The organism is Sulfitobacter sp. HI0040 (genome assembly GCF_001634885.1).
GTDB lineage: Bacteria > Pseudomonadota > Alphaproteobacteria > Rhodobacterales > Rhodobacteraceae > Sulfitobacter.
The window spans coordinates 14922-28130 of sequence record NZ_LWEX01000009.1 but is presented as its reverse complement, the minus strand read 5'-3'; the positions used below and the strand labels follow the sequence as shown (position 1 = coordinate 28130).

13 protein-coding genes are annotated in these 13209 nt (G+C 62.5%); 4 read left to right on the top strand and 9 right to left on the bottom strand.

The features are described 5' to 3' along the window. Positions 1-3 precede the first annotated feature (3 nt). The 3 genes from A3728_RS00825 to A3728_RS00815 form a co-directional block, all read right to left on the bottom strand. Entirely contained in the window at positions 4-576 is a 573-nt protein-coding gene (locus A3728_RS00825) for a helix-turn-helix domain-containing protein (protein WP_067919457.1), read from the bottom strand. A gap of 64 nt (positions 577-640) precedes the next feature. After that, positions 641-1099, bottom strand: a complete 459-nt coding sequence (locus A3728_RS00820; protein ID WP_067919455.1) for a GAF domain-containing protein — start codon at positions 1097-1099, stop codon at positions 641-643. 10 nt (positions 1100-1109) lie between these two features. Further along, the gene (locus A3728_RS00815) at positions 1110-2282 is read right to left on the bottom strand and encodes a thiolase family protein (RefSeq protein WP_067919374.1); all 1173 of its coding nucleotides are present in this window, start codon (positions 2280-2282) and stop codon (positions 1110-1112) included. 82 nt (positions 2283-2364) lie between these two features. Between A3728_RS00815 and A3728_RS00810 the strand changes: the two genes are divergently transcribed. From A3728_RS00810 to ggt, 3 genes are all read left to right on the top strand, one after another. After that, entirely contained in the window at positions 2365-2700 is a 336-nt protein-coding gene (locus A3728_RS00810; RefSeq protein WP_067919372.1) for an STAS domain-containing protein, read from the top strand. Between the two features lie 33 nt (positions 2701-2733). Then, positions 2734-3177 carry an ATP-binding protein gene (locus A3728_RS00805; RefSeq protein WP_067919371.1) on the top strand — a complete coding sequence of 148 codons (444 nt, stop codon included), beginning with the start codon at positions 2734-2736 and terminating at the stop codon, positions 3175-3177. 236 nt (positions 3178-3413) lie between these two features. Next, positions 3414-4991 (top strand): gamma-glutamyltransferase, encoded by a 1578-nt coding sequence (ggt, locus tag A3728_RS00800; protein ID WP_067919369.1) that lies wholly within the window; start codon positions 3414-3416, stop codon positions 4989-4991. 28 nt (positions 4992-5019) lie between these two features. Here ggt and hspQ read toward each other — a convergent pair whose 3' ends face one another. Continuing rightward, on the bottom strand, positions 5020-5346 hold the full coding sequence (gene hspQ / locus A3728_RS00795; protein WP_067919367.1) for a heat shock protein HspQ: 327 nt from the start codon (positions 5344-5346) through the stop codon (positions 5020-5022). 273 nt (positions 5347-5619) lie between these two features. On the opposite strand from hspQ, the gene A3728_RS00790 reads away from it, so the two are divergent. Beyond that, complete coding sequence (locus A3728_RS00790; RefSeq protein WP_067919365.1) at positions 5620-6207, top strand: transglycosylase SLT domain-containing protein; 588 nt, start codon at positions 5620-5622, stop codon at positions 6205-6207. Positions 6208-6268: 61 nt separating this feature from the next. Here A3728_RS00790 and A3728_RS00785 read toward each other — a convergent pair whose 3' ends face one another. The 5 genes from A3728_RS00785 to A3728_RS00765 form a co-directional block, all read right to left on the bottom strand. Then, positions 6269-6874: a LolA family protein gene (locus A3728_RS00785; RefSeq protein WP_067919363.1), complete on the bottom strand. Its 606-nt coding sequence runs from the start codon at positions 6872-6874 to the stop codon at positions 6269-6271. Positions 6875-6959: 85 nt separating this feature from the next. Then, positions 6960-7544, bottom strand: a complete 585-nt coding sequence (locus tag A3728_RS00780; RefSeq protein ID WP_067919453.1) for an exopolysaccharide biosynthesis protein — start codon at positions 7542-7544, stop codon at positions 6960-6962. A 62-nt stretch (positions 7545-7606) separates the two neighbouring features. Then, complete coding sequence (locus A3728_RS00775) at positions 7607-10531, bottom strand: DNA translocase FtsK (protein WP_067919361.1); 2925 nt, start codon at positions 10529-10531, stop codon at positions 7607-7609. 17 nt (positions 10532-10548) lie between these two features. Further along, positions 10549-11730, bottom strand: a complete 1182-nt coding sequence (locus A3728_RS00770; protein ID WP_067919451.1) for an aminotransferase class I/II-fold pyridoxal phosphate-dependent enzyme — start codon at positions 11728-11730, stop codon at positions 10549-10551. Between the two features lie 119 nt (positions 11731-11849). Further along, on the bottom strand, positions 11850-13190 hold the full coding sequence (locus A3728_RS00765) for an amidase (protein WP_067919358.1): 1341 nt from the start codon (positions 13188-13190) through the stop codon (positions 11850-11852). Between the last annotated feature and the right edge of the window lie 19 nt (positions 13191-13209).

Genomic DNA, 13209 nt, shown 5'->3' with positions numbered 1-13209 from the left:
GGCTCAATAGACCGGAGGGGCGATCACCCAGATCGCAACGGCAGGGTGGTCGGTTGCATTCGCCCAGCGGAACGCCTCTCCGCGCAGGCGGAAACTGTCGCCGGGGTTCAGAACATGCCAGCGCCCGTCGATCTCGATATCGAGCGTGCCGGAGATCAGGTAGCCCACCTCCTGCGTGGGCCGCGCGACCGGGCTTTCGATCCGGCTGTGGGGCAAGAAGGTGGAATGTACCATTTCGAAGTCATCGGTCAGGTCCGGCGAAAGCAATTCCTCCACCAGCCCTGCGACCGAAGACCCGATCGCCCGCCGCCCGCCACGCCGCACGATATAGCCCGCCTCTTCGGCCTCTGCCGGATCGTGCCGAAACAGCATGGAGACCGATACATCGAGGCACCGGGCGATCTGCCGCAGGTCTGCGACCGAGGGCTCGGATTTGTCCCGCTCCACCTGACTGAGCCAGCCGACGGAGCGGTCGAGCTTTTCGGCGAGCGATGCCAGCGTAAGACCACGCGCCTTGCGCAGGGCGCGCAGGTCGGCGCCCAAGGTCTCTGTCCGCTCAGGAAGGCTATGCTGCATCGTCATGCCGTGAAATCTGGTAAGCTTTTTTCACGCTGCCCCAACATCGTGAAAAAATCCAGAACTATTTCACGGACGCGAAGGCTTCGTTCAGAATTTCAGTCAGATGGCTTGCGTCATCCTCTGTGAAGGCATCCGGCTGGTTGCTGTCGATATCGAAGACCCCGAGCAGCTGGCCGCTCCCCCCGAACACCGGCAGAACAAGCTCTGACCGTGTGGAGCTTGCACAGGCGATATGGCCTGGGAAGGCATCCACATCCGGTACGAGCTGCGCCTGCCCGCTGCGTGCCGCCGCCCCGCAGACCCCCCGGCTGAACGGTATCACCAGACACCCATGCCCGCCTTGATAAGGCCCGATCTTCAGCAGTTCCGGCGCGACCACGCGGTAAAAGCCGGTCCAGTCGAACCGGTCATCCGCGTGATGCACTTCGCAGGCGATGGTCGCCATCAAAGCGACGGGGTCGTCCTCCCCCGCGCAGAGCGACGCGATAGTGGCTTTCAACGTGTCATAATCGACGGTCAGCATAAGGGACTCAGGGGCGCTCGATGGCAATCGCGGTGCCTTCGCCCCCGCCGATGCAGATCGCCGCGACACCGCGCTTCAGCCCCCGCTTTTCCAGCGCGTTGAGAAGCGTCACCATGATCCGCGCCCCCGAGGCCCCGATGGGGTGGCCCAAGGCACAGGCCCCGCCATTCACGTTCACGATGTCATGGGAGAGGCCCATTTCATGCATGAAGGCCAGAGGCACGACAGCAAAGGCTTCGTTCACCTCCCACAGGTCAACGTCCTCCTTCTTCCAGCCAATCCGCTCCAGCAGTTTTTGCGCCGCCGGTACGGGGGCGGTGGTAAAGAGGCCGGGCGCCTGCGCATGGCTCGCATGGCCGACGATACGGGCGCGTACCTGCAGGCCCTGAGCCTCGGCCGCCTCTTCACTCGCGAGCACGAGTGCGGCCGCCCCGTCAGAGATGGAGGATGAATTCGCCGCCGTGACGGTACCCCCCTCGCGGAAGGCTGGTTTCAGCTGCGGTATCTTGTCGGGGCGGGCGGTTCCTGGCTGTTCGTCGGCGTCTATGGTGGCCGCGCCCTTGCGCGACCGCACCTCGACCGGAACGATTTCATCGGCAAAAGCACCCGATTCCTGTGCCTCGATCGCGCGGGAGAGGGAGGCCAGCGCATATTCATCCTGCCGCTCGCGGGTGAACTGATAGCTCTCCGCGCAGTCCTCGGCGAAGGTGCCCATCAGGCGACCCTTGTCGTAGGCGTCTTCCAGCCCGTCCAGAAACATGTGATCGATGACGGCACCATGGCCCAGCCGGGCGCCGCCGCGCATCTTGGGCAGAACGTAGGGGGCGGCGGTCATGCTCTCCATCCCGCCGGCAACCATGACATCGGCTTGGCCGAGCGCGATCTGGTCGAAGGCCATCATCGCCGCCTTCATGCCCGATCCGCACATCTTGTTGAGGGTGGTCGCGGGGACCTCTTCGCCCAGACCGGCCTTGAAACCCGCCTGCCGTGCCGGTGCCTGTCCCTGCCCCGCGGGCAATACGCATCCCATCAGAACTTCTTCGACCTTCGAAGCACCGGCACCCGCCATCGCCGCCTTGATCGCCGCCCCGCCGAGGTCGGAGGCCGTCATCCCGTCAAAAACGCCCTGAAAGCCCCCCATGGGTGTCCGCGCCGCGCCTGCAATCACCACGTTCCGCATGTCGTTCTCCTCCGCTGGATCATCACCAATTGGTAAGCTTTGCCGGATATGCCCAAAGACGCACCGGATCACGGGTATGTCTATGGAACTGAGCGCCGAAAATGAAGAGCGGTTGTGCGTTGTCACCGTGCAGGATAGGCGGATCGATGCCGCGGTCGCACTGGAATTCAAGGAGCGGGTCCGCCAATTGACCGAGGTGGCACAGCGCGCGGTTCTTCTGGATCTTTCCCAAGTCGAGTTCATCGATTCGAGCGGGCTGGGCGCCATCGTATCCACGATGAAGCACCTCTCACCCGACCGGGAACTCGTTCTTTCCGGCCTTACCCCCACGGTTGCGCGGGTTTTCAAATTGACCCGGATGGACAGCGTCTTTGCCGTCTACCCGACCCGCGAAGCTGCGGTCGACGATCTTGGCTGAATCGCACCCCCTACCGGCAGGGGCGTCCGCCGCATGAACCGGCCCGCCGCGCGCCTCGCCCTCTGCGCAAGGATGAAGGCTGAAGCACAGCAAATCAGGCCCACATTGGCCCGTTTGCTGGGCGGCCTTTCCCCCCTATCGCTGAGCGCGGAGGACAGGGACGCTGTTGAAATCGTTCTGGCCGAGGCACTGAACAACATTGTCGAACATGCTTACGGGGCCGCCCGTGTCGCCTGCCCCGTCGACATCATGTGCCGCCACGGCGAGCGGGCGCTCGACATCCGAATTACCGATGGGGGCCGCCCGATGCCCGATGATTGCCCCCCTCCCCGGACCGAACCAACACCTATTCCACAGGAAAACGGATTCGGCTGGATGCTGATCCATACCCTGACCGACGACGTGTCCTATTCCCGGCGCCGGGGGAAAAATCATTTGGCGATGCGGTTGCCGCTGGGCGGTCAGGGCGCGGCCTAAAAACCCCACGCCATGCTTTGGGCACATTCTTTCGCGAAATCGCCCCGGCTGCATCACATTGACGCCACGGTCCACCGGCATAGATGCTCCTGTAGCTGCATATAGCTCACCTCGGCACCGCGTTTCATAGCCCCCACCCAGTGCGCGGTGCCGAGGAACCTTCCCCCCCAAGACCGGCCATTGGCACCCCCTGCAACGCGCGATAGGGTTCGCGCATAGCAGTATGAGGTGCCCCTATGCGTGATTTCCATCTTCCCGGCCGTTCGCCCGTTCTGGCCACGAACGGCATGTGCGCCACGTCCCATCCGCTCGCAGCGAAGGTTGCTGTCGACATATTGGAACAGGGCGGAAACGCGATGGACGCGGCCATTGCGGGCGCCGTTCTTCTGGGCATCTGTGAGCCGCAGATGACCGGCATCGGCGGCGACTGCTTCGTTCTCTATTCCCCCGCCGGCAGCGAGGAGGTGAAGGCGCTGAACGGTTCGGGCCGCGCCCCTGCTGCTGCCGACGCCGCGCGTCTGCGCGAAGCGGGATACGAAGACGTACCGCTGCACCACGCCCATGCAGTGACCATTCCGGGCGCGGTGGATGCCTTCTGCCACCTGTCGGACACCGTCGGTAAACTCGGGCTCGACCGTTTGCTGGCCCCGGCCATCCGCTACGCGGAAGAGGGCGTGCCCGTTGCCCCGCGTGTTGCCTCCGACTGGGCGAACGATGCGGGAACGTTGCAGGGAAAGGCACGGGAATACTTCCTGCCCAATGGCAAGATACCCGCCGTAGGGACGCTCTTTCGCGCACCCGGTCAGGCCGAAGTGTTGCGCAAAGTAGCCGAGAAGGGCCGCGCGGGCTTCTACGAGGGCGAAGTTGCCGAAGACATGATCGCCACCCTCAGGGCCGGGGGCGGCCTGCATACGGCCGAGGATTTCGCCAATGTCGCCTGCGACGCGGTCGAACCGGTCAGCGGCACCTACAAGTCGATGGAGGTACTCGAGCATCCGCCCAACGGTCAGGGCGCGACGGCCCTGCTGATGATGAACATCCTTTCGCATTTCGACATCGCCGATATGGCACCTTTCGGTGCCCAGCGGGCCCATATCGAGGCGGAAGCGGCGAAGCTGGCATACGACGCGCGCAACCGGTTCCTTGCCGATCCGGACCATACAAGCCGGCTGGATCACATCCTATCACCGGAAACCGCCCGCCGCCTTGCAGATCTCATCGATCCCAAGTGCGCCATGGCGTCCCCCGCGGATGTATCCGAAGCCGTGCACAAGGACACGATCTACATCACCGTCGTGGATCGCGATGGCATGGCCGTGTCGATGATCTATTCGATCTTCCACGGTTTCGGCTCGGGCATAGCGTCGGACCGCTTCGGCATCCTGTTGCAGAACCGCGGCGCCGGTTTCACCCTGCAGGAAGGGCACCCCAATGAGCTCAAGGGCGGCAAACGCCCCATGCACACGATCATCCCCGGTATCATCCGCGAAGAAGGACGGGTGACAATTCCCTTTGGCGTCATGGGCGGGCAATATCAATCGCATGGCCATGCCCGGCTGGTGTCGAACCTTCTCGATTTTGGGATGGACCTGCAAAGCGCCATCGATGCGCCCCGTGCCTTCCCAGACGGGGGCAAGCTGAGGGTCGAAAACGGCTATGCCGAAAGCGTGCGGCGCGAACTTTCCGACATGGGACATACCGTCGTAGCACCCCCTACGGCTATCGGCGGCGCGCAGGCCATCCGGATAAGGCAGGACGGCGTGCTCGAAGGTGCGAGCGACCCGCGCAAAGATGGATGCGCCCTGGGCTACTGAGCAGGCTCCAGCCGGGAAACCGGCCGGGTCAGTTCAGTTGAAAATGCAGGGGATAGGCGCCGTTGGTGAAGGGGCCGAAAAGATCGGGAATGTCGGGGTGATCCACCGGTTCGCCTGAATAATCGGCGACGAGGTTCTGCTCCGACACATAGGCCACGTAATAGCTCTGCTCATTCTCGGCCAGCAGATGGTAGAACGGCTGATCCTTAACCGGGCGATTCTCTTCCGGGATCGCTTCGTACCATTCTTCGGTATTGGCGAATTCCGGATCGACGTCGAAAATCACACCACGGAAGGGATGCTTCTTGTGGCGGACGACCTGGCCCAAGTGATATTTCGCACGTGTTCGTAGCATGACATCACAGCCCCTACCTTTCGTTAGTATTCGGTTCAAGGGCGTTTTGTCCAACCCCACGGGACATTTTCGTGGGAAACAGTTTGTGAACATCCGCCTTACAATGGTGCCCCGGCGGGAGCCTCCCAGTCTCAGAAGCGATGTTAACATATCTCAGGCGGAGGTGCGCCCAGTTTGCTACGCCCCCGGGATTTCAGGAAATTTCCATTGGGATAACGCCCCAGAATCGGCTACCTTCGGGGCAAAATAAAAAAACGACATAGCGAGAGGCAAATGAGCAAATCCCTTCGCGCCATGGTAATCGTGCTGCTGGTTGCATCCTGCGGCGGCGGTGCAGATCGGTCCGCACCGGCTGATCTGGATAACGCCTGCACGATCCTGAAAGAGCGCCCCGAATACTACAAGGCCTTCAGAGCCACCGAACGCCGTTGGGGTGTGCCGATGCACGTCCAGATGGCCACGATTCATCAGGAAAGCAAGTTCGTGTCGGATGCGCGGACGCCGTTCAAATACGTGTTGGGGGTCATCCCGATGGGGCGGCAGTCCAGTGCGTTCGGATATTCACAGGCGCTCGATGGCACGTGGGAAGAATATCAGCAGAAAGAACGTCGCCATCGCGCGCAGCGCGACCGGATCAGCGATGCCACAGATTTCATGGGCTGGTACATGAATCAGAGCTTTACCCGAAACGGTATCCAGCTTCATGACGCACGCAACCAGTACCTTGCCTATCACGAAGGCCATACCGGCTATTCCCGGCAAAGCTACAACAGCAAGGCTTGGCTGATTGGCGTTGCGGGCAAGGTCGACGCTCGCGCCCGTATGTATCAGGGCCAGATCGCGGGCTGCCGCCTGCGCTGAACAAAGAAGGCCCCGGCAGTGCCGGGGCCTTTCCTTTGCAGCGCGGTATCACCGAAATGCGTTACTGCCGGGGTGCCGACCCCGGGGAGCCTACGTCGAACAGACTGTTGGGCATGTTCACACCTTTCTGCAAATCCCCCAGAACGACTGTCGTTGTCGTCCCGTTACCGTCACGGATAACCCACTGGCGCAGTTCCACCGGGTTGCCGGTGAACTTCAGGCGAATGTTTCCGTATTCGGGATGCGCCGGATCCTGCGCGGTGACGATGGTTGCCGTGCCGTCGTATGTATGGCCCGTCACCATCTGCGCCCGGCCAAGGTTTACCGACCGGTCCAGAATGATCGAAAGCGGCGTCTTGGACAGCGGATAGGTTTCTGCAGGCTGGTTGGATTTCTTGTCGTAGATCACGACGGTATTGCTGCCCGCCACTACGAGAGCAGATTCGGGCGGGTTGTATTCGAAACGCACGCGGCCGGGCCGTTTGATGTAGATGGTGCCGGTGCTGATGGACCCGTCATCGTTGATCTGGGTAAATTCACCCTTCGCGGTGGAAATGCCGTTCAGATAGCTCGAAATCTCGTTCAAGGAGAGTTTCTGAGCCTGCGCGGCGATGGGCGTCATGAGGCCGATCGTCAGCGCGACGAGAGCGGAAGTGATAAATCGCATAGTTCGATCCTGTTTCCTGTAAGTCTTCATGAGAGCACTTAGGCGCTCGGGCGGTGATATGCGATATCAGGCGGCTGACATCTGCTTAGAAGATCCACGTCCATACCAGTATGATGCCCACGGCGGCGGTACCGAGCCCCAGCAGCATGAGCAGCCCGTCCTCCAGCGTGAGCGCGAAACCCAGCAGGGCGATCGCCCCCATCGGAACCATTGCCGCAAACGGGATCACCTCTGACGGGGGGACGAGCGCCGACAAAAGCAGCACGATGCACGCCGCAATCGCCGGGGCGGGCTGTTCAACGAGGGATTTCAGGCGATTGCCGAAATGCCTGTCGATCCAGCGGGCGGCGGGGCGGATTTTTTCAACCGATTTCCGGACCCGGTCGCTCGATACGCTGCGCCGTTCGAGGGCATCGGGTAGCCACAAATGATTGCGCTGCATAACGATCTGAACGGCGAAAAGCGCGACGATCACTGCCATCAGCGTCGGCACGCTGGGTATTCCGCCCAATGGAGTCAGCACCAGCAGGGCGGGCAGCGTGATCAGCGGCCCGATGCTGCGGGTGCCAAGGCTCTCGACGACGTCACCTACACTCACATCGCCGTTGTCTTCTGACAGGTCCTGAAGGGTATCCAGGATGTCGCTCAAATCTTTCTTTTTATCCGCCATCGTGTCAGCCTCCTCAAAGGCCAACACGCGGTCTGTGCAGTTGTTCCGCGCCTATCTGATCCCTAGGCCTGTTCGGGCACCAGTATCTCGCGCTTGCCCACGTGGTTCGCGGAAGAAACCAGCCCCTCGTCCTCCATCTGCTCGACCAGACGCGCCGCCTTGTTGTAGCCGATCGCCAGCTTGCGCTGGATGTAGGAAGTGGAACATTTGCGGTCCTTGATGACCACCTGCACCGCCTGATCGTAAAGCGCGTCTTCGCCATCGGTATTGCCGCCGAGGCCCAGCACCGCGTCGATTTTGCTTTCCGCATCCTCGGAGGGGCCTTCGACGACGCCGCCCACATAGTCCGGCTCACCGAACTGCTTGAGGTGATTGACGATCTCCTCGACTTCCTCGTCGGAGACGAAGGGCCCATGGCAGCGGGTGATCTTCGCGCCCCCCGCCATATAGAGCATGTCGCCCATGCCCAGCAGCTGTTCGGCGCCCATTTCCCCAAGGATCGTGCGGCTGTCGATCTTCGACGTAACCTGGAACGAGATCCGCGTCGGGAAATTCGCCTTGATCGTACCGGTGATCACATCGACCGACGGGCGCTGCGTGGCCATGATGAGGTGGATGCCGCTTGCACGGGCCATCTGGGCGAGGCGCTGAATGCAGGCTTCGATTTCCTTGCCCGCGACCATCATCAGGTCGGCCATCTCGTCCACGATGACGACGATATAGGGCAGCGCCTCTGGCTGGAATTCGTCCGTCTCAAAGACCGGTTCGCCGGTTTCGTCATCGAACCCGGTCTGCACCGTGCGGTTGAACATTTCACCCTTTGCCAGTGCCTCGCGCACGCGACCGTTGTAGCCTTCGATATTGCGCACGCCCATCTTGGACATCTTGCGATAGCGTTCCTCCATCTCGCCCACGACCCATTTGAGCGCGACGACCGCCTTCTTGGGGTCCGTCACAACGGGCGACAGGAGGTGGGGTATGCCATCGTAAACGCTGAGTTCCAGCATCTTCGGATCAATCATGATCATCCGGCATTCTTCCGGCGTCAGCTTATAGAGCAGCGACAGGATCATGGTGTTGATGGCCACCGACTTGCCCGAACCGGTGGTACCGGCGATCAGCAAATGCGGCATCTTCGCAAGGTTGGCCACCACGGGATCACCGCCGATATCCTTGCCCAGCGCCAGCGAGAGACGGTGGTTGCCGTCACCAAATTCGCGGCTGGCGAGAATTTCGCGCAGAACGACCTTTTCGCGATTCTCATTCGGCAATTCGATACCGATGACGCTGCGCCCTGGCACGGTGGAAACCCGTGCCGACAGCGCCGCCATGGACCGTGCGATATCATCCGCAAGCCCGATCACGCGGCTCGCCTTGAGGCCCGGGGCGGGTTCGAGTTCGTACATCGTCACGACCGGGCCGGGCCGGACGGCGACGATTTCGCCCTTCACGCCGTAGTCGTCCAGCACGGTTTCGAGCATCCGGGCATTTTCTTCCAGCGCTTCGTCGCTGAGGTGCAGCCGCTCCACCGTATCGGGGTTTTCCAGCAGGTTGAGCGGGGGCAGTTCGAAACCGGGATGGGTCTCTTCGAAGGTCAGGGCGGGCTGGGCCTCAGCCTTGGCCTGCTCGCTCGCCGGAACCGGCTTGCGGGAGGGTTGCATCACTAGCTTGCGCGGCTCCGCCGTGGGGATGGCAGGTTGCGCGCGCGGCGCGGGCTCTTCCAGCGGCAGGCCGAAGTCCTCGACCACCTGATCGTCCACCGCAAAGGAATGGCTGATGCCTCCCATGCCGAAAAGCGTCCCATCGGACGCAGGGGCGGCAGGCGCCTGAAGTGTGGGTTCGACTCGTCCACCGGCGCGCGACCCGCCGGTCAGGGGCGGTTCGGGCCGCAGACGCGCGGCACGCGACGTGGTGTCGAGCAGCAGCGGATCCGGCCCCCGCCCCCTGCCCCGCGTCAACGGGGCGGTCTGCGGCGTATGCAGCGCGGTGGTGCTGCGGACACGGCTCTTGATGACGTCGGCAATCTTGCTCTTGATACGGTCCTCGCCGGGGGGTTCGTCGATCACCACATGCTGTTCCGGCTCCACAAGCTCCGGCTCCGGCATGGCTTCGGGGCGTTTTATAAGGCCGGGCATACGCGACAGCAGGCTGCCCTTCGGCTCCTCGTCCAGATTCCAGTCTTCTTCTTGGCGCTGATCGCCCTTCATCGATGGCATCCGCAGCTTGGGCAGGGAAGCGGCATAGGCGGCCTCCTCCTCCGCGGCGAGCCGCGCCTCTTCGCGGCGCTGTGCCTGTCGTTGCTGAATGCCCTGCGCCATCTGTACCGCGCCGGAAGCCCCCCGGCCCGCCATGTTCATCGCCGAAGCATAGGCCATGATCGTGCCGACCATCAGGAAGCGGACGATGCGCATCAGTTCGGCCCGGGTGAACCCCAGCACGAAGGCACCGAGTGCGACGATGGAGACCGCCATCACCAGCGACATCAGCTTGACCGTGAAGGTCGACCCGATGGGCAGCATCGTCAGGATCGCCCCCATCACGGTATCGCCGAACAGCCCCCCCAGCCCGAAGCTGTGGGTATTGAGCCATTCCGCATCAGGAGTGAGCGTTGCTGCATAGATCGACCCCAATGCAACGGCGATCGGCGCAAAGATCAGGCGGCCTACGGCGCGCTCTTCTCCGCGGTGGAGGGCAAAGCGCCCGCCCCAGAACAACAGGACGGCAGCAATCCCCCAGGATCCCCACCCCACGATCATGAACAGCGGCGCGGCGAGCGATGCACCCATGCGCCCCATCCAGTTCTGCACGGCGGCGTCGGTGCTGACCATCCAGTTCGGATCGTCGGGCGTGTAGCTGCCGATCATCATCGCCGCCATGATCCCCAGCGCGATAAGCCCGAGGCCGAGCAGTTCCTTGCCCCGCTTCTCAATGGCCTCGGCCATGTTGCTGTCCACCAGAGGATCCCGCCCGCGTGTCTGATATGCCATTGCTCGCTTCCCTCGTCTCATGTCGAATACAGACAGTCACGGATCGCTTCCAATCCGCGTGTCGTTTCGTCCTTTGGGGCCACCAGTGCGACCCTGATGTATGTCTTGCCGGGGTTCTGCCCGTTCACGTCCGCTGCCAGATAGGCGCCGGGCAATACCCGAACGCCGGTTTCCCGCCAGAGCTTCAGTGCCGCCGCTTCGCCGTCCTCGACCGGGAGCCAAAGGAAAAAGCCCGCTTCGGGGCTGGTGTAGCCCGGAACATTGCCCAGAATGCGGTCCGCGATACGGTACTTTTCGACGTAGAGCGCCCGGTTCTCTTCGACGTGGGCCTCATCCGCCCAGACCGCGGCGGCGGCCTGTTGCAGTGGCAGGGGCAGCGGCGCGCCTGCATAGGCACGCAACTGCCTAATCTCGCACATCGTATCGGCACCGCTGGCCACGAAGCCCGACCGCAGCCCCGGCAGGTTCGACCGTTTGCTCAGCGAATGAAATATCGCCACCCGGTTGAGGTCCAAACCCCGCTCCGCCGCGATCTGCAGTGCCCCCACCGGCGGCTCGTCGCGGTAGATCTCCGAGTAGCATTCATCGGCGAAAACGCGGAAATCGTACCTTTCCGCCAGATCGAACAGCGCGTTCCAATAGGCGCGCGACGCCACCGCGCCCTGCGGATTCGCAGGGGAGCAGACGTAGACCGCAGCGGTACGTCGCAAAACATCCTCCCCCACCGAGGCGTAATCGGGGAGATGTCCGTTTTCCGCCGTGGCGGGGACGAGCACCGGCTCCGCGTCGCCGGAAATGGCGGCGATCATGTATACCGGGTAAAGCGGATTCGGCATCAGAACCGCAGGCCGTGCGCCGCCCTTGGTTTCAGGGCAAAGCGCCATCACCACGTTGTAGAGCCCTTCACGCGTGCCGTTCAGCGCCATGACCTGCGTATCTGCATCAAGCCCCACACCGTAGCGGCGCGCGATCCAGCTCGTGATGGCCTGCCGCAATTCGGGCGAGCCTTCGTTCGGCGGGTAACTGTTGAATCCCGCCGCATTGCGGGTGATTTCATCGACGACCCATTCCGGAAAGGCGTGCTTCGGTTCCCCGATGGTCATGTGTACGGCAGGCCCACCCCCTTCGTGCGCGTCCAACAACGCACGAAGACGCGGCCACACATGGGCCGGAAGGTTCGAAAACCGCTCAGGAAACATCATTAAACTGCCTCAGGACCGGGATCGTTGTCGCCCCGTTTGCCCCAAAGTACCCAAGCGCCTCTCCGGCGTCCAGAAAAAGACACAGGCCTAAGTGCGGTTGTGTCTTTTGGGTCAGGTCAGGAACGACCTTCGGCCAAGGCTTCTTCGATCCCCGCTGCATGGCGCAATGCCTGTTCCTCATGGAAAGGCGAGCACATGATCGTGATCCCGCAGGACGGCGTTCCGGTTGGAAGAGTAATGGCCGCCAAACCCATGAGATTGCCGATCCTCGTATTCCGGAGGGAAGCGAGGTTCTGCGCAACATAGAAGTCATGATCGGCTTTCAATTCATCCAGCTTCGGCGGCAGAATCGGCACGGTCGGGACGAGCACGCCGTCAAAGCGCGCGGTCGCACGGAGATATTCTCCCCGTACCGCATCAACCTTCGCCCATGCGGCGACATAGTCGGGGGCGGAAAACTTCTGACCCAGCCGAAAGCGTTCCAGAATCTCGCTGAACATCGCATCGGGGTTTGCCTCTATCTCGTCCCGCCAAATGCCGTAGGCTTCCGAGGTATAGAGGCAACCGCTCAGCGGCATGACGTCTTCGAGGGCGGGGAACGCGATTCTCTCGATCTGCGCGCCCGCTTCCTCCATTATGGAAACCGCCGTATCGAAGGCGCTGCGGGGCGCTTCGTCGATGTCATCGAAGGCAGAGGTTTCCAATACCGCGAAGCGGCGCCCGTCCACGAAAGCGGCGGCGATGTCCGCAGGCGCGCGCCCCTCCATTGCGGCCAGCAACTCGGCGGCATCGGCAACGCTTCGGCAGAGGGGGCCAATGGTGTCGAACTTCGGCGCCAGCGGCACGACGCCTTCCATCGGCAGGCGACCCGAAGTCGTCTTGAGCCCCACAAGGTCGTTCCATGCAGCGGGTGTGCGGACCGATCCCCCGGTATCAGAGCCGATCGCAGCCGCCGCCAGCCCGAAGGCGACCGAGGCGGCAGCACCGGAAGACGACCCGCCGGACACCGCCTCTTCGTCGTTGACGCAGGGCGGGCTCGCGGTGCTGGGGTTATGGCCAAGACCGGAAAACGCCAGCTCGCTCATATGCGTCTTGCCGAGACAGACAAGGCCCATCGCCGTCGCGTTCGCAAGTACGGTAGCATCCCGGTCGGGCACATTTCCTTCCAGCAGCTTCGATCCCGCCTCCGTTCCTATGCCTGCAGTGTCAAAGAGATCTTTCCAACTGATCGGCACACCGTCGAGCGGTGAGAGGCGATGCCCCTTATCGGCCCGTGCTGCGGCTGCCGTGGCTTCGGCGATGGCCCGCCCCGGCGTGACACGTGCATAAATACGGTCGCGGTGCGGGTGCGCATCGATTGCGTCCAGAAATGTCTCGCACAGAGTCACCGGGTCGATTTCCCGGTTATCGATGCCTTTGCCCAACTCAACCGCGGTCATCGCCAGCCATTTCTGCATGTGCTCTTTCCTCCTGCTT